The sequence below is a fragment of the Kribbella flavida DSM 17836 genome (assembly GCF_000024345.1).
GTDB classification, from domain to species: Bacteria; Actinomycetota; Actinomycetes; order Propionibacteriales; family Kribbellaceae; genus Kribbella; species Kribbella flavida.
In genome coordinates, this window is sequence record NC_013729.1 from 4,386,802 (window position 1) to 4,408,284 (window position 21,483).

The 21,483-nt window shown below is 69.4% G+C and carries 23 protein-coding genes and 1 pseudogene; 11 read left to right on the top strand and 13 right to left on the bottom strand.

The features are described 5' to 3' along the window. Positions 1-83: 83 nt before the first annotated feature. Complete coding sequence (locus KFLA_RS20340; protein WP_012921693.1) at positions 84-995, bottom strand: TIGR03619 family F420-dependent LLM class oxidoreductase; 912 nt, start codon at positions 993-995, stop codon at positions 84-86. 261 nt (positions 996-1,256) lie between these two features. Here KFLA_RS20340 and KFLA_RS20345 point away from each other — a divergent pair, with 261 nt between their 5' ends. Then, entirely contained in the window at positions 1,257-1,853 is a 597-nt protein-coding gene (locus KFLA_RS20345; RefSeq protein WP_012921694.1) for a TetR/AcrR family transcriptional regulator, read from the top strand. Positions 1,854-2,160: 307 nt separating this feature from the next. Next, on the top strand, positions 2,161-3,066 hold the full coding sequence (locus KFLA_RS20350; protein WP_012921695.1) for an NADP-dependent oxidoreductase: 906 nt from the start codon (positions 2,161-2,163) through the stop codon (positions 3,064-3,066). Between the two features lie 46 nt (positions 3,067-3,112). Here the strand turns inward: KFLA_RS20350 and KFLA_RS35765 are convergent, their stop codons facing one another. Beyond that, complete coding sequence (locus tag KFLA_RS35765) at positions 3,113-3,625, bottom strand: MarR family winged helix-turn-helix transcriptional regulator (protein ID WP_012921696.1); 513 nt, start codon at positions 3,623-3,625, stop codon at positions 3,113-3,115. A gap of 246 nt (positions 3,626-3,871) precedes the next feature. Here KFLA_RS35765 and KFLA_RS20360 point away from each other — a divergent pair, with 246 nt between their 5' ends. From KFLA_RS20360 to KFLA_RS20380, 5 genes are read left to right on the top strand one after another with little or no spacing between them, the layout of a single operon-like run. Further along, positions 3,872-5,074, top strand: coding sequence for a cytochrome P450 (locus tag KFLA_RS20360; RefSeq protein WP_012921697.1), 1,203 nt, complete (start codon positions 3,872-3,874; stop codon positions 5,072-5,074). Further along, positions 5,071-5,262, top strand: a complete 192-nt coding sequence (locus tag KFLA_RS38385; protein WP_012921698.1) for a ferredoxin — start codon at positions 5,071-5,073, stop codon at positions 5,260-5,262. Before KFLA_RS20360 ends, KFLA_RS38385 begins: the two co-directional genes overlap by 4 nt. Continuing rightward, positions 5,259-6,518 carry an NAD(P)/FAD-dependent oxidoreductase gene (locus KFLA_RS20370; RefSeq protein ID WP_012921699.1) on the top strand — a complete coding sequence of 420 codons (1,260 nt, stop codon included), beginning with the start codon at positions 5,259-5,261 and terminating at the stop codon, positions 6,516-6,518. Before KFLA_RS38385 ends, KFLA_RS20370 begins: the two co-directional genes overlap by 4 nt. Positions 6,519-6,567: 49 nt before the next feature. Further along, the gene (locus KFLA_RS20375) at positions 6,568-7,296 is read left to right on the top strand and encodes a DUF3159 domain-containing protein (RefSeq protein ID WP_012921700.1); all 729 of its coding nucleotides are present in this window, start codon (positions 6,568-6,570) and stop codon (positions 7,294-7,296) included. 21 nt (positions 7,297-7,317) lie between these two features. Next, the gene (locus KFLA_RS20380; protein WP_041290313.1) at positions 7,318-8,757 is read left to right on the top strand and encodes an MFS transporter; all 1,440 of its coding nucleotides are present in this window, start codon (positions 7,318-7,320) and stop codon (positions 8,755-8,757) included. Positions 8,758-8,870: 113 nt separating this feature from the next. Here KFLA_RS20380 and KFLA_RS20385 read toward each other — a convergent pair whose 3' ends face one another. Continuing rightward, positions 8,871-9,935: an aldo/keto reductase gene (locus KFLA_RS20385; protein WP_012921702.1), complete on the bottom strand. Its 1,065-nt coding sequence runs from the start codon at positions 9,933-9,935 to the stop codon at positions 8,871-8,873. A 54-nt stretch (positions 9,936-9,989) separates the two neighbouring features. Beyond that, entirely contained in the window at positions 9,990-10,715 is a 726-nt protein-coding gene (locus KFLA_RS20390) for an SDR family oxidoreductase (RefSeq protein WP_012921703.1), read from the bottom strand. Positions 10,716-10,844: 129 nt separating this feature from the next. Here KFLA_RS20390 and KFLA_RS20395 point away from each other — a divergent pair, with 129 nt between their 5' ends. Next, entirely contained in the window at positions 10,845-11,408 is a 564-nt protein-coding gene (locus KFLA_RS20395; protein ID WP_012921704.1) for a TetR/AcrR family transcriptional regulator, read from the top strand. Positions 11,409-11,535: 127 nt separating this feature from the next. Here the strand turns inward: KFLA_RS20395 and KFLA_RS20400 are convergent, their stop codons facing one another. Together KFLA_RS20400 and KFLA_RS38390 are read right to left on the bottom strand one after the other, a co-directional pair. Beyond that, entirely contained in the window at positions 11,536-11,892 is a 357-nt protein-coding gene (locus tag KFLA_RS20400; protein WP_012921705.1) for a hypothetical protein, read from the bottom strand. Positions 11,893-12,045: 153 nt separating this feature from the next. Next, positions 12,046-12,528 carry a hypothetical protein gene (locus KFLA_RS38390; RefSeq protein WP_202797000.1) on the bottom strand — a complete coding sequence of 161 codons (483 nt, stop codon included), beginning with the start codon at positions 12,526-12,528 and terminating at the stop codon, positions 12,046-12,048. On the opposite strand from KFLA_RS38390, the gene KFLA_RS20405 reads away from it, so the two are divergent. Together KFLA_RS20405 and KFLA_RS20410 are read left to right on the top strand one after the other, a co-directional pair. After that, positions 12,527-13,285, top strand: a complete 759-nt coding sequence (locus KFLA_RS20405; protein ID WP_202797001.1) for a hypothetical protein — start codon at positions 12,527-12,529, stop codon at positions 13,283-13,285. The two genes, KFLA_RS38390 and KFLA_RS20405, sit on opposite strands and share 2 nt — an antisense overlap. A gap of 39 nt (positions 13,286-13,324) precedes the next feature. Continuing rightward, positions 13,325-13,702, top strand: a complete 378-nt coding sequence (locus tag KFLA_RS20410; protein ID WP_012921707.1) for a hypothetical protein — start codon at positions 13,325-13,327, stop codon at positions 13,700-13,702. Positions 13,703-13,710: 8 nt separating this feature from the next. Here KFLA_RS20410 and KFLA_RS36760 read toward each other — a convergent pair. The 3 genes and pseudogenes from KFLA_RS36760 to KFLA_RS20420 form a co-directional block, all read right to left on the bottom strand. After that, a pseudogene (locus tag KFLA_RS36760) lies at positions 13,711-14,405 on the bottom strand (IS5 family transposase). A gap of 132 nt (positions 14,406-14,537) precedes the next feature. Continuing rightward, the gene (locus KFLA_RS20415; RefSeq protein ID WP_012921709.1) at positions 14,538-15,740 is read right to left on the bottom strand and encodes an ATP-grasp domain-containing protein; all 1,203 of its coding nucleotides are present in this window, start codon (positions 15,738-15,740) and stop codon (positions 14,538-14,540) included. Then, complete coding sequence (locus KFLA_RS20420; RefSeq protein WP_012921710.1) at positions 15,737-15,943, bottom strand: MbtH family protein; 207 nt, start codon at positions 15,941-15,943, stop codon at positions 15,737-15,739. The genes KFLA_RS20415 and KFLA_RS20420 overlap by 4 nt, the downstream gene beginning before the upstream one ends. Positions 15,944-15,978: 35 nt before the next feature. Here KFLA_RS20420 and KFLA_RS20425 point away from each other — a divergent pair, with 35 nt between their 5' ends. Then, positions 15,979-16,548: a GNAT family N-acetyltransferase gene (locus KFLA_RS20425; protein ID WP_012921711.1), complete on the top strand. Its 570-nt coding sequence runs from the start codon at positions 15,979-15,981 to the stop codon at positions 16,546-16,548. 14 nt (positions 16,549-16,562) lie between these two features. On the opposite strand, the gene KFLA_RS20430 is transcribed toward KFLA_RS20425, so the two are convergent. Genes KFLA_RS20430 through KFLA_RS20445 form a run of 4 tightly spaced genes read right to left on the bottom strand, consistent with a single transcriptional unit; the run spans position 16,563 to position 21,479 of the window. Next, positions 16,563-18,098 (bottom strand): amino acid adenylation domain-containing protein, encoded by a 1,536-nt coding sequence (locus KFLA_RS20430; protein ID WP_012921712.1) that lies wholly within the window; start codon positions 18,096-18,098, stop codon positions 16,563-16,565. Beyond that, complete coding sequence (locus tag KFLA_RS20435) at positions 18,095-19,747, bottom strand: condensation domain-containing protein (protein ID WP_012921713.1); 1,653 nt, start codon at positions 19,745-19,747, stop codon at positions 18,095-18,097. Before KFLA_RS20435 ends, KFLA_RS20430 begins: the two co-directional genes overlap by 4 nt. A 29-nt stretch (positions 19,748-19,776) precedes the next feature. Continuing rightward, positions 19,777-20,061: a phosphopantetheine-binding protein gene (locus tag KFLA_RS20440; RefSeq protein WP_012921714.1), complete on the bottom strand. Its 285-nt coding sequence runs from the start codon at positions 20,059-20,061 to the stop codon at positions 19,777-19,779. After that, positions 20,058-21,479, bottom strand: coding sequence for a condensation domain-containing protein (locus KFLA_RS20445; RefSeq protein ID WP_012921715.1), 1,422 nt, complete (start codon positions 21,477-21,479; stop codon positions 20,058-20,060). Before KFLA_RS20445 ends, KFLA_RS20440 begins: the two co-directional genes overlap by 4 nt. Between the last annotated feature and the right edge of the window lie 4 nt (positions 21,480-21,483).

Consider the following 21,483-nt stretch of genomic DNA (forward strand, 5'->3'; position numbering starts at 1 on the left):
GTGCGCGAAACGGACCAGGCGTACGACACCTTGCGCAGTGGTCTCCCCGCGCGAAGCACCTCGAGGCCGGCCGGACCGCGCGTTCAGTCGGGCTTGGCGGCCATCAGGGGTTCCAACAAGCGAAGCTGGACTTCGTAGGGAACGTGGCCCGAGGTGAGATCCCACATGATGTGGTCGATGCCCAGGTCGACGGCACGCCGGAAATCAGCCTTGACCTGATCCACGGACCCGGACAAGGGCGTGCGGTCGGCGTCGTCGAGCGGGGTCTCGGTGATGGCGTTGTTGACCCGGACGATGACCGGACCGGGCCGGCTACCGGCCGGGGTCGATTCCCGGAAGAGCGCGAGCTGGTGTTCGAAGGAACTCCAGTCGTAGATCAGTGGGTGCAGGCCGAGTCCCATCCGGCCGGCGCGCTCGACGGGCGCCTCCGATTGCGGCAGGACTCCGATGAGGATCGGCAACCCGTCCGGCTGCAACGGCTTCACGCCCACCTCGGAAGGCGGAATGCGGTAGAAGCGTCCTTGGAAACTGACCGGGTCAGGGCCCCAGGCCGCGTGCAGCGCTTCGATGAATTCGGCGAAACCGTTGCCGCGACGCCGCATCGAGACATTGGCCGTTTCGAACTCGTCGGCCGACCACCCCTGGCCGAGACCGGCGAGCAGTCGTCCGCCGCTGAAGTGGTCCAGTGTCGCGAGCCGCCTGGCGAGCACGACGGGCACGTGGAACAGGGCGTCGATGACGCTGGTGCCGAGGCTGATGGTGGTGGTGTGGGCGGCGACGTACGTCAGTGTCTCGATCGGGTCGAAGACCTTGGCGTAGTACTGCGGCGGGCGCATGCCTTCCCACGGCGCATTCTTCGGCTCCAGCGGACGGAGCAGGCGCTCCAGCGCCCACAACGAGTCATATCCCAGAGCTTCGGCTCGCTGGGCGAACGCGACGAGCCGGTCCGGTCGGGCTTCATCGCTGTAGTGGGGCAGACCCAAACCCAGTTTCACAGGAGATCTCCATTCTTGCCTGGGACACGTGCTTCTCAGGCCTGTTCGGTTCGAGTCAGGAGAAGAACCGGGACCACGCACCAGTCGCCTGGGGCAATCGGCGCGACACCGATTGCCTTCCTCACGATCCGGCTACCCGCGATCAACCGGTTCATCCCGCCGCTGATCGCGGCCGGCATCGACACATCGACTTTCTGGGTTGCTGAACCCAATTTACTGTACAGCTTTGGGTCGCGCAACCCAGTCCGGTAGAGTGGCGACGTGGCACTGACGCGCAAAGGCCAGGCGACCCGGGAGCGCATCCTGGACGCGGCGACCGAACTCATCGCCCGGCAAGGCGTAGCCGGCACCAGCACCGAAGACGTGCGCAAGGCGGCCGGCATCGGAGGCTCGCAGCTGTACCACTACTTCGACAGCAAGCAGGCCTTGATCCGGGCGGTCATCACCCGTCAGGCCGAGGCACCGCTCGTGCCCGGTCAGCCGCTCATGGGCGCCCTGGACAGCTTCGACGCCCTGCAAGCCTGGGCCGACGCCGCGGTCGAAAGCCAGAAGCCCGGCCGTGGCCGCGGAGACTGCACGCTGGCCTCCCTGGCCGGCGAGCTGGGTCCCACCGACGATGAGACCCGCCAGGACCTGTGCAATGCCTTCGAGCGCTGGCAGTCCCTGCTGAACGACGGCCTGCGCGCCATGCGCGAGCGAGGCGACTTGCGTCCCGACGCCGACCTCGATGACCTCGCGATGGCGCTGCTGACCGCCCTCCAGGGTGGCACTCTGCTGAGTCAGACCCTCCGGACCACTCAGCCGATGCGAGCCTCCATGAACGCAGCACTCGCCTACATCCACTCATTCGCGCCCTGACGCTCGCAGTGCCGGCTGAATCCCGCGCGAGCGTCTCGATGCACAGCGACGGCACACTCTGCGTTCTTGACCACGGCGGTGTACTTGCCGGTGGCATCGGTCCTGGTTGAGCCGACCGTAGTCCACCCCGCGGTCGGTGACGTGCGCTGCTGGACGACCACCGGCTGGCTTCGTCCCGGCGGATCGCGGCGAAGGTCGACCGCGTCGCTGGCGGGGGCGCTCGGGGTTCGGCGGGACTGCAGGAATGCAGCGGCCGGGCACGCGGTTGATGGCCAACGGTGGCTACCGTCTGAGGAGAGGATCGTTCGTGCGCGCCATTCAGATCGACCGTTGTGGGGGACCTGAGGTACTGCGGATCCAGGACGTCGTGGAGCCCAGGGCGGCTGTCGGCGAGGTGCTGATCCGGGTGGTCGCGACCAGCATCAATCCGGTCGACGACAAGACGCGGTCCGGCGCCATCGGAGCGGGGACCCCACCGCTGCCGACCACCCTCGGCTGGGATCTGGCGGGGATCGTGCTCGACGGCGGGACCAGCGGCCTGGAGATGGGCGCCCGGGTCATCGCTATGTCACGCCACCTGGACACCGGTCGCGGCACCTGGGCCGACCTGGTCGCTCTGCCTGCCGGCTCGGTGGCCCGGGCACCGGAGTCGGTCAGCCTGGTCGAGGCATCCACTCTGCCGCTCCCGGGGCTGACCGCCCTCCAGACGCTGGACTGGCTGGCGCTGACACCAGGCGAGCGCCTGCTGGTAGCCGGCGCCGGTGGGGCCGTTGGCGGGCTCGCCCTGCAGCTTGCGGTGGCGCGCGGTGTCATGGTCGACGCGCTGGTCGCTCGAGACACCCACCTCGACTTCGCCAAGCACCACGGTGCGGACATCGCCACCACCGAACCAGCCGCGCTGACAGACCGGCAGTACGACGCCGTCTTCGACACCTTCGGCGCCTTCGTCACCGACGCGGTGGCGGACGGTGGCCGGTATGCGTCCGTCGCCACGCAGGCCGGACCGGTCCCTGACCTGTCCGCCCGTGGCATCCGGACCACGGTCAACCAGGTCCGCGAGGACGGCGCCGGACTGAGCGAGCTGGCGGCGTACGTCGACCAGGGTGCGGTTTCACCGCGGGTGGATTCCACCTTCGGACTGCACGACATCCAGCTCGCACACCACCGTTTCGGCCAAGGCGGCCTGGAAGGAAAAGTCACCGTGACCTTCTGACCCGCACACCCGGACCACTTCGGCCCCGGCCTCGAGCCTTCCCCCGTCAGACCGAACCCCGGCCGGTCCCCCGAGAACGGCCCTGGGGTCCGCCGGCTCCCGACGCGGGCGCGCTGCCGAACACCCTCTCGCCCTCGGTGGCGAAGCGCGGCAGCAGCAGCCCGAACATCGCTCGCTCCTCGCGCGTCCAGTCGGCGCAGATGCGCCGGATCAACGCCCGGTTGCGCGCCCGCAGGTCGTCGAGAAAGCCCTGGGCCATCGGAGTCAGGGTCACCACCATCGCGCGCCGGTCTCGCTCGTCGGGCTGCCGGTCAACCAGACCGCGGGACTCCAGCTCGTCGAGGTGACGCGTCACCGTGGTCCGGTCCAGGCCGAGCTCCTCGGCGAGCTGCGACACCCGAAGCGGTCCGGCCCGGTGCAGGACGAACAACGGCGAGGCGGTGCCCCGGCGCAGCCCGGGCGAGATGCTGCCGGCGACCCGCTCGAAAAAGCTCTCCGTCGTCCGCGTGAGCGACGCCATCGCATCGAAGACCTGGTTCTCGAGTGTCTGTCGTGTCACAGGCCCGCTCCGCTCGTCCGTTCCGGCTGTCGGTGCGAATTTACGTGTACATGGCTTCCTAAAACAACCCGTCCGACCTCCGCCACAACGCCCGGCCGGCTGGCGGTGCGCCGGTGGACGGTCGAGAAGATACGTGTAGACGGCAGCATAATTTACGTGTAGCCTGCCTCATATCTTAACGGCGAGCGGCGCCGGAGACCATGCCTGAGCGCACCGCCACCCACACCCTCACGGAAGGCACCGCACGTGGAGCCGAACTACCCACTGCACCTACCGGACTTCTACATCGGCGACCCCGCACCGGCCTACCGGGACCTGCGCCACAACTCCCCGGTGCACTGGACCAGCGCCAACGGCGGGTTCTGGGGCATCACGCGGTACGAGGACATCAAGTTCATCGGCTCGCGGCCGCACCTGTTCTCGTCGGCCAAGGGCGTGCTGATGCCCGACGGCAAGCCTCGAACGGTCGATCCGCGCCCGATGCTGATCACCACCGATCCACCGCGGCACAAGGCGATGCGCCAGCTGATCTCGAAGGGATTCACGCCGAAGCACGTCAACGCGATGGAGCCCGACGTCCGCGCGATCGTGCGTGGGGTGCTGGACTCCGCGAAGCCGGGGATCGAACTGGAGTACGCCGAGGGGATCGTCGCCAAGATCCCGGTTCGCATCATCGCCGACCTGCTCGGGGCGCCGGCCGAGGACTGGGAACAGTTCCGCGCCTGGTCCGACGCCTCCGTCGGCTCGGCCGACCCCGACGTCACGTTGTCCTCGCAGGAGGCGTTCGGGGTCCTGACCACCTACTTCCGCCAGTTGATCGAGCTGCGCGAGCAGAACCGCACCAACGACCTGATCTCGCTGCTGATGGACGCCGACGTCGACGGCGAGAGCTTGTCGAACGACGAGCTCATCTCGTTCCTGCACCTGCTGCTTGTCGCCGGCAACGAAACAACGCGGAACCTGATCGCGATGGGCACCATCGCCTTGATCAATCACCCCGCGCAGCTGCAGCTGCTCGTTCACGACCCGAGCCTGATCCCCACCGCGATCGAGGAGATGCTGCGCTACGTCTCCCCGGTCACGCACATGACCCGCTGGGCCACCGAGGACGTCGAGCTGCGCGGCAGGACCATCAAGAAGGGCCAGGCGGTCGTACTGCTGTACGGCGCCGCCAACCGGGACGAGGACGTGTTCGGCGACACCGCCGAGCAGTTCGACGTCACCCGCCGGCCGAACCCGCACCTGGCCTTCGGCACCGGCGAGCACGCCTGCCTGGGCCTGTCGCTGGCCAGGCTCGAGGCCCGGGTGTTCTTCGAGGAGTTCCTCGCCCGCTTCGATCGCGTCGAGCTCACCGGCGAGGTGCTGCGAATGCGCTCGACCATGGTGCCCGGCGTCCGCACGATGCACGTCCGCCTGGGGTCGGCGACCGAGAGGGCCGGCGTCCGATGAGGATCGCTCTGGACCGGGCCAAGTGCACGGGGATCGGAATCTGCGAGGCCCTCGCGCCCAGCGTGTTCGAGGTGGACGACAACGGCGAGCTGGTCGTACTGACCGCCGAGGTATCCGAAGACGCCCTGAACGAGGTGACCGAGGCCGTCGAGGGCTGCCCCACGATGGCCTTGAGGCTGCAGTTGTGAGGGCCACGACGGTCCGCACCGGACCCAGCTCGCTGGTCGTCGTCGGCGCCTCGCTTGCGGGCGTGCGTGCGGTAGAGGCCGCGCGCAAGGCAGGATTCGCAGGCCGAATCACCCTGATCGGCGACGAGCGCCACTTGCCCTACGACCGGCCGCCGCTGTCGAAGGATCTGCTGGCCCCGGGAGGCCCGATCGATCCGGTGACCTTTCGCAGCCGTGCCGAGCTGGTCGACGAGCTCGGCGTGGAACTGCTGCTCGACGCCCCGGCCACCGGACTCGATCCCGAAGCCCAGGTCGTGGACATCGGCGGCGACGACGTGGCCTACGACGCCCTCGTTGTCGCCACCGGCGCTGCGGCCCGTAGCCTGCCGGGCACCGAGAACTTGGTGGGGGTGCACGTCCTGCGCACACTCGACGATGCGCGCGCGGTTCGCCGTGCTCTGGACGAGGGTGCTCGCACCGTCGTCGTCGGCGCCGGGTTCATCGGGTCCGAGGTCGCCTCGGCAGCACGCAAGCGAGGTCTGCCGGCCACGATCGTGGAGGCGCTGCCGACTCCCCTGGTCCGGTCCGTCGGTCCGGACCTGGGGTTGGCGCTGGCCTCGCTGCACACCCGTAACGGCACCGCGCTGCGCTGCGGGCAGTCCGTGGACGTGGTGGAGGGCACCGGCCGGGTCGAGGGCGTCCGTCTCGCGGACGGCACCGTGATCGACGCGGACCTGGTCGTCGTCGGAATCGGGGCGGTGCCCCGCACCGAATGGCTCGCCGGTAGCGGACTACCCGTCGAGAACGGCGTGATCTGCGACGAGTTCCTCCGGGCCGGCGCTCCGGGCGTCTACGCCGCGGGGGACGTCGCCCGCTGGCACAACGTCCTGTTCGACCGCTCGATGCGGGTCGAGCACTGGTCCACCGCCGCAGAGCAGGGGGCGCGGGCCGCGCGCAACGCGCTGTCACCGGCACAGGCCCAGTCCTACGCGACGGTCCCGTACTTCTGGTCGGACTGGTACGGATCACGCATCCAGTTCGCCGGTGTCGCCACCAACGACGGCTACGAGATCGTCTCGGGCGACCCGGCCGGTGACCACTTCGTCGCGCTGTATCGCGAGGGTGACCGGCTGACCGGGGTGCTGACCCTGAACGGGCAGCGCCACGTCATGAAGTACCGCCGGCTCATTGCCCAGCGCGCCCGCTTCGACGAAGCCGTCGCGTTCGCCCAAACGGTGACGCCCACGCGCTCCACCGCCACCGCTACTTCTCACTGACCTTCTGACCTGCCGACGCCGGCGCACCGCCGGGAAGGACGAATCGACCATGACCAAGCTGCAGCAGGACGACACGACGAACGACGACCACCCGACGACCCCGTCGCCGGTGCCCGAGACGGGTCTGCCCCGGGACGAGGCGATCGTCGCACGCATGGGCGGGCGGAAGGGCTTCGTGTACTCCGCCATCCCCGTCGTCGTGTTCGTGACAGCCAACCTCCTCCTCCCGTTGGCGATGACGATCAGCGTCGCCGTGCTGACCGGCGCGGGGCTGATGGTGTTCCGGCTCGTCCGCGGCGAGCGCTGGACCTCGGCGGCCGGCAGCCTGGTGGGCGTCGCGATCGCGGCGGGGATCGTGGCACTGACCGGATCGGCGAAGAACTACTTCGCGGTGGGGATCTGGGCCAACTTCGCGGGATTCCTGATCGCCCTTGGCTCGGTGCTGGCCCGCCGGCCGGTCACCGGGCTCATCTGGAACTTCGTGCACGGCCGGAAGTACCGGTGGCGGAGCGATCGAACCGTCCTGCGTGCCCACACCGTTGCCACCCTCGCCGCCGCCGGCGTACTGGGGGCCCGGTTCGGCGTCCAGCAGTGGCTGTACATCGCTGACAACACCAACGCGCTCGGCGTCGCCCGGGTCGGGATGGGCACGCCGTTGTCCGCAGTCGTGGCGCTCGTCATCCTGTGGGCCTTCCGCCGCAGCACCAAGCAGCTTGCCCCGAAGAAGACCAAGACCGGTGAAGGCGTCGGGGACACCGGTCAGAAGCCGGCGGAGTAGGCCGTGAACCAGCCTGACCCCGTGACACCGCCACCGAGGACGCTCATCGCCGTGCTCGCCCTTGCCGGGATCACGGTGTCGTTGCAACAAACCTTCGTCATCCCCTTGCTGCCCCAGCTGCCGACGTTGCTGCACACAACTCCCGGCAACGCCGCGTGGGCCGTGACAGCCACGTTGATCGCCGGTGCGGTGTCGATCCCGATCGTCGGCCGGCTCGCCGACCTGTGGGGCAAGCGGCGAATTCTGCTGTCCTGTCTCGCGCTTCTGGTCATGGGTTCCGCGGTGACGGCGCTCAGCGCCTCGCTGGGCTGGTTCGTCGCCGGTCGCGCCTTGCAGGGCACCGCCGCGGGCGTGGTGACGGTGGGCATCAGCCTGCTTCGCGATCACCTGCCCGCACACCGGCTGGCCTCCGCGACGTCGGTGATGAGCACGTCGCTCGGCGTCGGGGCCTCGCTGGGAATCCCGCTGTCCGCCTTGCTCGCGCAGTACGCCGACTGGCGGGCCCTGTTCTGGACAGCGGGCGGGCTGGCCGCCGTGGCGGGTCTTCTCGTCCTGCTCCTCGTACCCCGGACGTCACGCGCGGCGGGTGGCCGGTTCGATCCGCTGGGGGCGCTGCTGCTATCCAGCGCGCTGGTCTGCCTGTTCCTCGCCGTCTCCAAAGGCGGCAGCTGGGGGTGGACCAGCGGCATCACCCTCGGATCGTTCGCCGGCGCGGCCACGCTGCTGGTGCTGTTCGGCGCGTGGGAGCTGCGCACTCCGCAGCCGCTGATCGACCTGCGGGTGAGCCGCCGGCCGCAGGTTCTGCTCACCAACACCGCGTCGCTGGTCTTCGGCTTCTCCATGCTGACCAGCTCGCTGGTGTTCACCCACCTCCTGCAGATGCCCACCGGGACGGGATACGGGTTCGGCGAGTCGATGCTGGTCGCCGGCCTCCTGCAGGCCCCCGGCGGAGTGTGCATGATCGCCATGTCGCCGGTGTCGGCCATGATCACCGTCCGCCGCGGACCGCGGACGACGCTGATGACCGGTGCCCTGGTCGTCGCGTGCAGCTACGGGTTCGCGACGCTGCTGCACACCCAGCTCTGGCACGTGCTCCTCTGCTCCGCCCTCGTGGGATCCGGCATCGGGCTCGCCTACGGGGCGATGCCCTCGCTCATCATGGGCGCGGTCCCCGTCAGCCAGACCGCGGCGGCCAACAGCTTGAACAACCTCTGCCGGTCGGTCGGCACCTCCACCGCGAGCGCGGTGACCGGGCTGCTGCTTGCCAGCTTGACCACGACGGTCGGCGGGCAGGTCGTCCCGGAGCGAAGCGCGTTCACCACCATCCTGCTGATCGGCGCCACGGCGGCGCTGCTCGCCCTGGTCATCGCCGCATTCATCCCCCGCCGTCGCCCAACCACAGCGGCTGACCTCCCGCTCGCCTCACCTACCGCCGTGCTGCGGCACGAGCACACCGCCTAGTCACCGGATCCCGGTCAGCCGTAGGCGGCTGTGCCTGCACGAGGCCACCAACCCGGCGCAGTGGCCACACCAAGGGGCAGCGGCGACGCCGCCCGTTGGCGCTCGGCAGATCGTCAGCTACGGGCCTGGATCTTCAAGTCGCCGCGGGTCTGGACGCGGATGTGGTCGCTCGCGAGCATGGCGTGCGGGAACCCCAGGTCGATTGCGCTCACCTCGTCCAGACGTGTCAGCTGGGAGGGGGTGAGGTCGACTTCCAGTGCTCCCAGGTTCTCCTGCAGCTGCTCGGCGGTCCGAGCTCCGATGATCGGCGCCGTCACCGCCGGGTTCCGCAGGGCCCAGGCGAGTCCCACTTGGGCCGGCGTACGGCCGGCTTCGTGGGCGACCTCCTTCACCACGTCGACGATGGCGAGGCTGCGCTCGGTCACGCCGCCGAGGGCCACGTTGAAACTCTTCCGGACGCTCCCGCCCGCGCCGGACGGCGTCGCGGTCAGGTCGTCGCGGCTGTACTTGCCGGTGAGTACGCCGCCGGCCAGCGGCGACCACAGGACCGTTCCCAACCCCAGTTCCTGGGCCATCGGGATGAGATCCCGCTCGCCCGTACGCTCCACCAGGTTGTACTCCAGCTGCAGCGCGACGAACGGCGACCAGCCGCGCAGATCGGCGATCGTCTGCATGCGCGAGACCTGCCAGGCCGGGGTGTTGGAGATCGCCACGTACAGGACCTTGCCCTGCTGCACGAGGTCGTCCAGCCCGCGGAGAATCTCCTCGACGGGCGTGGTGGAGTCCCACACGTGCAGGTAGAGCAGATCGAGGTAGTCGGTGTTCAGCCGTCGCAGGCTGGTTTCGACCGCGCCGAAAAGACTCTTCCGGCCGGCGCCACCGGAGTTGGGGTCGCCGGGCCGTCGCAGCGTCGTGTACTTCGTGGCCAGGACCAGGCTGTCGCGCCTGTCCTTGGCGAACTCACCGAGCATGCGCTCGGACGTACCGTTGGTGTAGGTGACCGCGGTGTCGATGAAGTTCCCGCCGCGCTCGACGTACAGGTCGAACAGCTTGCGCGCCTCGTCCCGTTCCGCCCCCCAGCCCCATTCGTTGCCGAAAGTGGCCGCCCCCAGGGCGAGGGGCGAGACCCGCAGGCCGGAACGCCCCAGCTGCCGGTAGGTGTCGAGGGTCAGTGTCATGGTCTTCTCCTGAGGTGATCGCTGGTGATTCGAGTACGCGGAAGAGCGGGGGTTTCAGACACCGAGCCCGTAGCCACCGGCGACGGCGACGTCCTGACCGGTGATGTAGCCGGCCGCATCGGACCCGAGGAAGGCGACGACTTCCGCGACGTCCTGGCTCGATCCGAAGCGCTCGAACGGGATGTTCGCGCGCATCGCGTCCCGGCCGCCCTGGGGAACACCGAGCTTGTCGAACAGCGGAGTGTCGGTCGCACCGGGACTCACGGCGTTGACGCGGATCCTGCGTGGCGCCAGCTCGAGCGCCAGTGAGGGCACCATCGCCAGCAAGGCACCGCGCGTGGCTGCCCCCAGCGTGGCGCCCGGGCTCCCGCGACGGGCCGCAACGCCCACGGTGAACACGATCGATCCGCCGTCGTTCAGCAGCGGAAGGACCTTCTGCAGCGTGAAGAACTGGCCCTTGAAGTTGACGTCGACCTGCTCGTCGAACGACTGCTCCGTCACGTCGGCGACCGGTGCGGGCTGGAAGATCCCCGCGTTGAGGAACAGCAGGTCGAGGCTCCCGAACCGTTCGGACACGGTACCTGTGAGTGCCTCGGTGTCGGCCAGAACGCGCGCGTCGGATCGGACCACCAGGACGTCGCCGGGAAGTTCGCGCCGTGCTCGCGCGACAGATTCGGGATTCTGCCCGGTGACGGCGACCTGGTAGCCACGGGCGTGGAGCAGCTCGGCGGTTGCCCTGCCGATTCCGGTTGTACCGCCGGTGATGAGCGCTGCGGGCATGACGAGCCTTTCGTCGTGGGCGATCGGGGCGAATAAGCGGGGAGGTCCCCAGTTACTTCACTGTAGACTATCCGGGGATGTCCCCGTTTCAACCCCGACGACTCGACCCGACCCCTGATCGCGAAGGCCATGACACCTCCCCGAAGCACCCTGCGCGCCGATGCCCAGCGCAACCGAGCGCACCTGATCGCGACGGCCGCTGAGGTTTTCGCGTCCGGACAGGCGATTTCGCTGGACGCGATCGCCAAACGCGCCGGCGTGGGCAATGCCACGTTGTACCGGCACTTCCCGACCCGGGAGGACCTGGTCGAAGAGGTCTACCGCGACCAGATCCGCCCGTTGCGCGACGACGCGCGAGCACTGCTGAGCACCGAAGAGCCCGCCGAGGCCCTGCACGCCTGGATGCTCCGCTTCGCCGCATGGGCCGGTGAACGGCGGGGCATCTGTGAAGCGCTGGTCGCGATGAGCGCCACCGGTCGCTTCGGCACCGGACCGGTCTGCGACGAGGTCCAGCAGATCTTGGGCATGGTGCTCGAGGCCGGCGCGGAAGCAGGTGAACTGCGCCGCGACATCGATCCGGTCGACATCGGCGGCATCCTCGCCGGCGTACTCTCCGTGGCCGGCGCCCCCGAGCAACGCGCTCAACTCGACCGCATGCTCACCGTCGTCGTCGAAGGACTGAGGCCACGCTAAGTATTCTGGCCGGCTCACCGAACCCGGCCGACATCCCGTGGACACCGGGTTACGACACCCGGAGGCTGTTTAGCAGTGGGCCTGTACGGTGTGGCGCAGCGCCGCGTGGTCTGTGAAGGGGACGGACTCAGCCGTCGCGCTTCTGGATGCCGTAGGCCATGACGATGCCGGCCTGGTTGGTGGGGGTCACGCAGAACACGGCCGACTCCCCGAGTCTGCTCGGTGCCTTCCACTGGCCGTACAGCGTCGAGGCGCTCCAGTTGCAGCGGGCCCAGACCCGGTAGGTCCCGTAGCCGGACTTGCATTCGGCCCACGCCTTGACGCGGCGGTCAACGCCTGAGCTGCAATTGGTCGGCGGGGACGGCTCACGCGCCTCGGCCGGGGTGGTGGTGCCGACCGTCAGGGACAGGCTCACCGCGGCGAGCAGCAGGACCACCGACGCCGCTCGGTTCGGCATCGACACACTGCGTACGGGCAACTTCATGAACGCTCCTTCGATGGGTCTCGGACGCCGCCAGGCTAGGAACCGCGGCCGTCGTCGCACTGCCCGTACTGCGCCCGTACTGCGCCCCTGCCGGGATGCTGCACGTGCGCAGCAGGGTGTCATCGAAGCACTGTTGCCCTTGCCCGCTGGCACCTAACATTGCGCGGTGCGCTCCTCCTCTTTCTCCGCCCTGAACGCGACCGTGATCGGCGCCCTGGCTCTGTCCGGCTGCGGCGACGCCGCCACGGCCCAGCTGCCGGGGTCCGCTGCGCCCACGCCGGTCGCCTCGGCACCGGCCTCGGTGTCCCCGTCGTCAACCGCCCCCGTGCCCGCCTCGCCATCCGCTTCCGTGTCCACGTCGGTCTCCGCGTCGGTCTCCGCGCCGCCGACGCCCCGCTCGTCGCCCACGCCCGGCCCAGCTGCATCGAAGCGGCCGCAGGCTCTCCCGAGCCCCGGCAACCCCGGCGGTGCCGCCACGGTCCCCGCCGCAGCGCAGGCCGTCGACACCAGACGGCCGGACCGGGTCGTCGGCCAAGGCACGCCGTCCAGCTGTACGTCGGCGGCCGTGGTCGCCGCCGTCGCAGCCGGCGGGGTGATCACCTTCAACTGCGGGCCGGCCCCGGTGACGATCACCATGAAAGCCACCGCCAAGGTCCGCAACGACCACGGCCCGGACGTCGTGCTCGATGGCGGTGGCCGGGTGACGCTCAGCGGCGGCGGCCAACGCCGCATCCTCTACCAGAACACCTGCGACGAGGCCCAGCGCTTCACCACCTCGCACTGCCAGGACCAGCCCACACCCCGGCTGACCGTGCAGAACCTGACGTTCACCCGCGGCAACGCGACCGGCGAGACCGCCGAGGGCGGCGGCGGAGGGGCGATCTTCGTCCGCGGCGGGCGGCTGAAGGTGGTCAACTCCCGCTTCATCGACAACCGCTGCGACAGGACGGGCCCTGACCTGGGCGGCGCGGCGATCCGGGTGCTGTCGCAGTCGGAGAACCGGCCGGTGTACGTCGTGCACAGCACCTTCACCGGCGGACGATGCTCCAACGGCGGCGCGCTGAGCAGCATCGGCGTCTCGTGGACGGTGCTCAACAGCGTGTTCACCGGCAACCAGGCGATCGGCCGGGGCGCCAACCCGGCCAAGGCCGGCACCCCCGGAGGCGGCTCGGGCGGCGCAATCTACACCGACGGCAACACGTTCACCGTCGACGTCAAGGGCACCGTGATGCGCGAGAACCACGCGAACGAGGGCGGCGGCGCGATCTTCTTCGTCAGCAACGACCGGACCGGCACGCTGACCATCGCCAGGTCAACACTGAAGTCGAACCCCAGCGACGGCTTCGAGACCCAGCCGGGCATCTTCTTCCTGGGAGCGAAGCTGAGCCGCTAGGGACTGTCTCTTAGATCCGTCCGTGAGATCGTCGTGCTCATGATCGAGTCCTGGGTGATCAATGACGACAGCTCTGGGCCTGTGTCGTCCGAGACGGTGCTGGAGGCTCTTCAGTCGAGGCTCGACAGCGGGCAGCTTGAGACGTGGCTGGCCAGTTCGTCCGGACGGATGCTGGCCTTCGTGACGAATACCGAGCGCGCCATGGTGATGCTGCTCGAAGGACAGGGCGATCCCGGCGAGCATGCCGTGGACCCCGGAGCTGAGGGGTTGAGCGGCGGGTTCGTTCTCTTGAACGGGCAGGACGACGAGTATCCGGACGAGGACACCGTCCCCATCCGCAAGGCGTTCCATCTCGTGGAGCACATCGTTGGCACGGGCTCTTGGCCTGCGGACGCGCGTTGGGTGGTCGATCGCTGAGCGGCCTATCACCGTGCCCAGATCAGGATGGCAGCGAGGTGGAGCGCAGCCTGGTAGGCAATCGCGAGCTTGTCCGTTCGCAGGGCCAGGCCGCGCCACTGCTTGAGCCGGTTGATGCATCGCTCGACCGCGTTGCGCTCCTTGTATGCCTCGGCGTCGAAGGCCGGTGGTCGGCCGCCGGCACTGCCTCGCCGCAGCCGGTGGCCGGCTTGGTCGGATGGCGGCCATGACGGTCTCGAAGGCCGGGGCGTCGCCTGCCGGGCCTGCGGTGAAGCGGAGGGCCAGGGCCGTGCACGGCTGTCGCTGGCGAGGTGGACCTTTGTGCTCAGGCCGCCGCGGGAACGTGCGAGGGCGTGGTCGTCGGGTTCGGTCGGGCCTGAGCCCTCTTTTCCTGGCTCCGGCGGCGTGCTGGTGGGCCCGGCAGACGGTGGAGTCCACCAACACGGTCCAGCCGATGTCGTGAGCACCCTCGGCCGCTGCCGGGAGCGCGGCAAGGATGCGTTCCCCAGGTGCCGTCCGCGGTCCATCTGATCAGCCGTTTGTGGGCGGTCTGGAACGAGCCGAGCTCGTCGGGCAGGTCCCGCCAGGGAGAGCAGGTGCGGTACTTTCACGCGATGCCCTCCAGGGTTCGGCGGTGATCGGCCCACCGTCGACCGCGGACCGGATCGGCCGGCGTCAACGGCTCGGTCCGGTCCGGTCCCACATCGCATCAGTGATCACCAATCGGACGGACACATCCGATCAACCGACTGAGGAGACACGCTCTAGCCGTGCTCAGTCATGAAGTGGTTGCAGGCCGCCGACCTCCGGGCGATGGTCAAGGAGTCCTCCCCGGTCAGACCGGTACGAAGTCGACCTTCAGCAGCTGCGCGGCTCGGTCGAGAATGGCCTGCATCTCCGGGTGGGAGTTCGCGCTGCCGGCCAGGAAGTCGAGTTGTTCGGTCGCCGTGCCGCCTGGACAGACGAATCCGGGCTTGGCGAAATTCTGGTAGCGCGACACCCCGGCGAGCGCCGCGATGTCTGCGGCGCCGCTGATCGACTCGATCCGGGCGGGGTACGCCGGTCCGCTGTTGTACCGCTGGAAGTAGACAGCTGTCGGCTCGTCGAGCTCGAACTCGGGGTCCTGCCCCAAGGCGACCTTGGCGGCCAAGGCGACCAGGTCGAGGCTGCTGGAGCGAGCAGCGAGTTCGGCGATGTTGCCGCCCAGGCGCCCGTTCACCTCGATGATGCGCGGCCCGGCCGGGGTCAGCTTCACCTCGGTGTGGCTGATGCCGAACGTGATCCCGAGCGCGCTGATCGCCTTGCCGGCCAGGGCCACGACCTCGTGCTGGTCCGCGGCCGGGAGATGGCAGGGCCAAAACTGTCCCGTCTCACGGAACGGTTCAGCCAGCGGGAGCTTCCCGGTGACTGCGATGTGCCGGCTCCGGCCGTACGACGTGATCGTCTCCACCGAGACGTAGTCGCCGAACCCGGGGTGAGCACGGCCGGCGAGAAACTCCTCTACGACAAGGACGGGCGTCGACCGGAGCAGCCGTTCCAGCAAGCGGCGTCCGGCCTCGCGGTCACGGACCAGGTAGGTGTCCCGGCTGGATTCTCCTCGGCTGGGCTTCAGCACGGCCGGCAGCCCGACCTCGTCGCAGGCGGGCGCCCAGTCCTCGATCCGGGTGAGCCGGCAGCATCGAGCCGAATCGACCCCTGACTCCGCCAGCCGCTGCCGCTGCGCGTACTTGTCGGTGACGAGCTCGGCCACCTGAGGTGAGTGCCCGGGCAGCTGCCAGCGGTCAGCCAGCTGGGCCGTGGCCCTGAGCATCCGTTCGCTGAAGGTCACCACGGCGTCCGGACGTGGGCTCTGTGCCGCGTCCTGGAGGGACCGCACTTCGCCCAGAGCGCGCAGTACCGGTAAGGCTTCCTGCACGTGGTCCGACGCCGGCACGACGAACACCAGCTCGGCGAAGGAGCGCAAACTGCGGGCGATGTCGAACGGCAGCACCGCCCCACTGTCGTAGACGACGGCCACTGTCTGCTTCGGGGCAGTCATTGCTCGTCGGCCGCCGTCAGTGTGCGCCGAAGACTCAACGGGCGCAGGTCCGTCCAGGTCCGCTCGATGTACTCCAGGCAGTCCTCCTCCGACCCGCTGATCCCGACCTCGGCCCAGCCCGGCGGCAGGTCCCGGCCGAGCGGCCAGATCGAGTACTGCTGCTCGTCGTTGCGAACGACGGTGCGCCGGCTGTTGCTGGTCATCTCGCCTCCTGGCTGTCTCGTGAGAGCATGTCCGGGTGGATCTTGTGGTGGAGCCGGTGAACGCGACCCGCTGGGAAGATTTGGCCGATCTCTTCGGCCCCAACGGCACCTACCGCGGGTGCTGGTGCCAGACCTGGCGCCTGACCAGCAAGGAGTTCACCGCCAACGGGAACGCCGGCAACCGGGCCGCGCTCGAGTCGCTGGTGAAGTCCGGACAGCAGGTCGGCCTGATCGGGTACGCCGACGGCAAGCCGGCGACGTGGTGCTCGGTGGCTCCGCGCCCGACGTTCCCGAAGGTCATCCGGTCGACCACGATCGCCCCGCCCGACCCCGAGGACGACTCGGTCTGGTCGATCGTGTGCTTCTTCGTCCGCGCCGGCTTCCGCCGCAAGGGCCTGCTGGACCCGATGCTTGCGGCGGCCGTCGAGGCAGCCCGGAAAGGCGGCGCCCGCGCCATCGAGGGCTACCCGGTGGACACCGAAGGCGGCAGCAAGCCGGGTGCGCTGTACACCGGCACCATCGAACTGTACGTGCGCAACGGTTTCACCGAAGTCGTCCGCCCCTCCTCCGGCCGTCGCGTCGTGATGCGACGAGAGCTCGACTGACCCGCCCCGGCCTCTCATGCGTTCGCTCCGAACACCGGAGCGGGCAGGGCTCGATGATCGATCTTGCCGCTGCTCGTCAACGGAAGCGCGGGCAGCACTGTCGTCACCGCCGGGATCACCGAACTCACCAGCCGCTGGGTCAGCCGGGCCCGCAGCCGGCGCTGATCGATCGTCACCCCGTCGCGCGCCGCGACGTACGCCACCAGGCGCTTGCGACCGTCCGCGTCGACCCACACCGTGACGTACGCCTGCGCGACCTGGGGGTCACACATCAGCGCCGCCTCCACCTCGCCGGGCTCGATCCGGACACCGTGCAGCTTGACCTGACGATCGATGCGGTCGAGGAAGACGAGTCGCCCGTCCGGTAGTCGCCGGATCCGGTCGCCCGTGCGGTAGAGCCGAGCGCCCGGTTCGGTACCGAACGGGTCGGGGACAAAAGCCTTCGCCGTCTGCCCCGGACGGTTGAGATAGCCGTAGGCGAGCCCGGTCCCACCGATCACCAGCTCGCCGGGAACGCCGTCGGGCACCGGATCGAGGTGCTCGTCCACGACGTACGCGACGTGGTTCGCGATCGGCAACCCGATCGGTGGAGACGTGTCCCACTCGCCGTCGCAGTCATGCGTGATCATCGTGACCGTGCACTCGGTCGGGCCGTAGCCGTTGACGAATCGGCGTCCCTGGTTCCACGCGTTGACGAGCGCGCCGGGGTACGCCTCTCCCCCGACGAACACCACCCGCAGGGCGGGTAGCCGGGCCGGATCGAGCATGCCGAGCACGGCCGGCGGCAGGTCGGCGACGGTGATCCGCTCGTCTTCGAGCAGCCGCTGCAGACGCCGCACGTTCAGCCGATCGGCATCTGTGGCGACCTGGATCCGGGCGCCCGTGAGCAGGGCACCGAAAACGTCGAAGATCGACACGTCGAACACCGAGGCGGCGAAGGCGACGATCCGGTCAGCGGGGGTCAGCTGGAACAGCTGCTCGACCGCGGCCACGAAGGCGACGACGGCCCGGTGCGAGACGACCACCCCCTTCGGAGTGCCCGTGCTGCCCGAGGTGTAGAGAACGTAGGCGACGTCGTCGCCGGACAGCTGCTCGACCGGGCGCCCGCCGGATCCGTCCGCCGATCGGGTCGCCACCCGAGCAATGCCGCCGTAGACCTCAGCCTCCAGATCGTCGGTGACGATCGCGCAGGGCGTCGCGTCACCGAGGATCGTACGGACCCGGTCGGCCGGCATGCTGCGCTCGAGCGGGACGAACGCCGCACCGGCCCGGAGGATTCCGAGCATCGCCACCACCAGCCAGGGATCGCGCCGTACGGCGAACGCGACCCGCTCGCCGCGGCGTACGCCGACCGACCGCAACCGGTCCGCCAGGTCGGCCGACGCGGCATCGAGTTCGGCGTAGGTCAACATTTCGGGGCCTGCAGCAACGGCGATGGCCAGGGGATCGCGGGCGACCTGTTCGGCGAACCGCTCCGGGATCGACCGGTCCGCGAACGGGAGCCGATGCCCCTGCCGGCGCCGCTCGTTGTCCAGCACCTCGGCCGTCATCGGGTCTCCCGGGCTGCGAGCTCCTGCGCGAGCCGATCGACCTCGTCCACGTCGAGGCTCGCGACCTGCGCCTCGAGCAGTTCCTCCACCAGAACGGCTTGCGCCGCGATGGTCGGCCGCTCCATCAGGTCCGCGATCCGGACCGGCGCACCGAAGAGCTCGGACAGCCGCACGGCGAGCTTCGCCACCAGCAGCGAATGACCGCCGAGGCCGAAGAAGGACATCTCCACTCCCTCGACCTCCAGCCCCAGCAGCCCCGACCACGCGGCCGCCAACTCCTTCTCCAGCATGGTGGTCGGCGGCGCTCCCGCATCCTGCTCGAGCCACGTCACCGTGGGCACGTCGCGGTCAGGTCGCAGGGCATCGGGAAGCTCCACCGGTGTCCACGGCAGCTCGTCCACACGGCGATCGAGATCGCTCAACGCCGGCCCGAGCCCCGCGGCGAACCCGGCGGCCAGCTGCTGGACGAGCTCGGCGTCGTCCGCCTCCCGGTGCGCCCACTCCATCAGCATGCCCGTCTCGGTACGTCCGATCGCGACCATCAGCGGCAGCGTCGGCAGTCCAGGCGCCTCGAGATCGAACACACTTGTCTGCAGTCCAGGCAGGTCGAGGGCCGGCAGCTCGGCCTGCTGAAAAGTGAGCGAGACCTGGAGCAGCGGGTCGTCCGCGCTCCGCCCGTACGACCGTGCCAGCAGTTCGTACGGGAGATCCCGAGTCGCCAACGTGCCGAGAACGGCGGCACGCTCCTGAGCGAGCAGCTCGCGCACGGTGACCGCGTCGCTGACGTCGACCCGGCTGACGACGAGGTTGACGAAGTAGCCGATGAGATCCTGATACTCAGGTCGCGTGCGGGCCGAGACCGGCGTGCCGAGCAGCACCGCCGGTACCCCGACCGCCCCGGCCCACCAGCTGCGGAAGAGCGCCGCGAACACGATGTACGGCGTCAGCCGGCAGCTGCGCGCCACGTCGAGAACACGGTCCACGACCTCGTCCGGAAGCTGAAGGCGCTGAAGTCCGCCACCGGCGGACCCTGACCGGTTCGACAGCGGGACCGGCGGCGGTTCGCCGACGGCCTCCCGGGCCTTGGCGAGCAGGCTGTCCAAACGCTCTCCACTGAGCTCGTCCCGCAGACGTTGCGCGATCTCGCCGTACTGCAACGACAACGCCGGCAGCGTCGGCCCGTCGCCGGTGACAGCCTGCCGGTACAAGGCTTCGAGCTCGCGCGCGAAGACGGCACCGGATTCGGCGTCCCAGACGATGTGATGCCGAACGACCAGCAGGACGTGGTCGTGCTCGGACAGCCGGTACACCCTGACGCGCACCGGACGATCGCGCGTCAGGTCGAAGCCCCTCCGCACCTCGTCCACGCAGGTGCTGCGAACCTGCCCCGGATCACCGGCCAGGTCCACCAGGTCGAAGTCGGGCTCGGCGTCGTGGTCGACCTCTTGGACGCACGTCTCGCCGCCGAAGTGAAACGTGCTGCGCAGGACAGCGTGCCGGGCCGTCACCTCTGCGAACGACCGACGCAGCGCCGGAACGTCGAGTGGCCCGGTGACGCGCACACTCAACGCCGGCGCGGCCAACGCCGCAGGGCCCAGCAGCTGGTCGACGAGCCACAACTGCTCCTGTCCGAACGACAACGGGTACATCGCGATCAGCTCCGGTCCACGGGTCGGATTCAGGAGGCCGCTTGGACGCGACCGGCGGCGAGCTCCCGCTCGACGATCTGCGCCAGCCGGCGCAGGGTGGGCGCTTCGAAGAACTCGGCCACGTCGATGTCGACCCGGCAGTGATCCTGCGCAGCTGTGACGACGCGCATCAGATCGATGCTGTCGGCACCCAGCGCGAAGAAGTCGTCATCGGCACCGACCTGGGCGTCGCCGAGCACCGGCCGGTAGCAGTGCCGGCGGAGGTCGTCGAGCAGTGCGTCGGCGCTGGTCGCTTCGGTGGAGAGATCTGTCATCGCGTTTCCGTCCGATCGGTTGGCGAGTGCTGGGGCTGGTGCTGCTCGCCGCACAACTCGGCGAGCAGCTCGGCGAACTCGACGGCGTAGCCGCGCATCGTGCTCTCCTCGTACTGGTCGACCGGGTACCGAACGGCGAGCTCCAGCTCGTCGTCCCGGTCGAGCACGGTGAACGACACGTACGGCACGCCGCCCGAGAGCGGCAGCACCGTCGACTCGATCACCAGGCTGCTGTTCAGAGACAGGGTTCGGCCGACGGACTCCACGGGCAGGAAGGTCAGCATCGTGTCGAACAACGGGTTGTCGAACGGGCCGCGAGCGCCGCCGACGGCCTCGACCATGCGGGCGAACGGCACGTCACGACGACGCAGCCCGTGGTTGAGCGTGTGGTGGGCCGCAGTGACTGCGTCGCCGTAGGGAAGGTCTGGATCGGCCGGCAGACGGATCGGCAGCGTGTTCAGGAAGTAGCCGATCAGCCGGTCGGCGCCTTCCTGCTCGCGACAGGAGACCGGCGTGCCGAAGACAACGTCGGAAGCCTCGGTGTAGCGGCCGAGGAACCGGGCGAAGGCAGCCGCGACCGCGGCGAAGCGAGTGACGCCTCTGGCGGCCGCCAGCGACCGGAGCGCCTCGGACGCGCCGTACGGCAAGGACTGCCGTAAGACGGCACCCGGAAGCACCAGGCGCGCACCTGCTGGACGATCGGTCGGCAGCGCCACCGAAGCGCCCCCGGCAAGCGCGCCTGCCCAGTACCGGACCCCCTCGTCGAGGTCCTCGGCAGTGGCCCGCTCGGCCACATCGCCGCATTGGGCGGACAACAACGGCAGCACCGGGAGTTCTCCGGTAGCGGTGATCGCGGTGTAGGCCTGGCCGAGCTCGGACTCCAGGACCGCCGACCCGTGCTCGTCGATCGCAACGTGATGGAACACGATCAGGAGCAGGTACCGCTGCGGCGCGTACCGGCAGACGTGCACGCGGAACAGCGGTCCTGTCGACAGATCGAACGGCAGGTCGGCCTGCCGATTCAGCAGATCCAGCGCCTCCACGCGGTCCGCCGCGACGTCGTACCCGATCTCGACCGGCGCTGGGTCGCCGACCACCTGGAACAGGTCGGTGCCGTCGACCTCGAAGGTGGTCCGCAGCATCTCGTGCCGAGCCACGACGCACTCGAGGCTCCGGCGGAGGATCCGCAGGTCGAGAGGACCTCGCACGTCGTAACACATCGGTACGTGGTGCGCGGCGTTGGCCGGCGCCAGTCGCCACAGGAACCACTGGGCGTGCTGTGTCGGCAGCGCCCGGAAGCGGCGTGGCCGCTCGGCGGCGACGGCCGTCTCGGACCGCGGCTTGCGGCTGCGGTGCAGGATTTCACGACGCTCGTCGGCGGGCAGGGCCAGCAGACGTTCCATCAGATCGGCGGCCATCGCT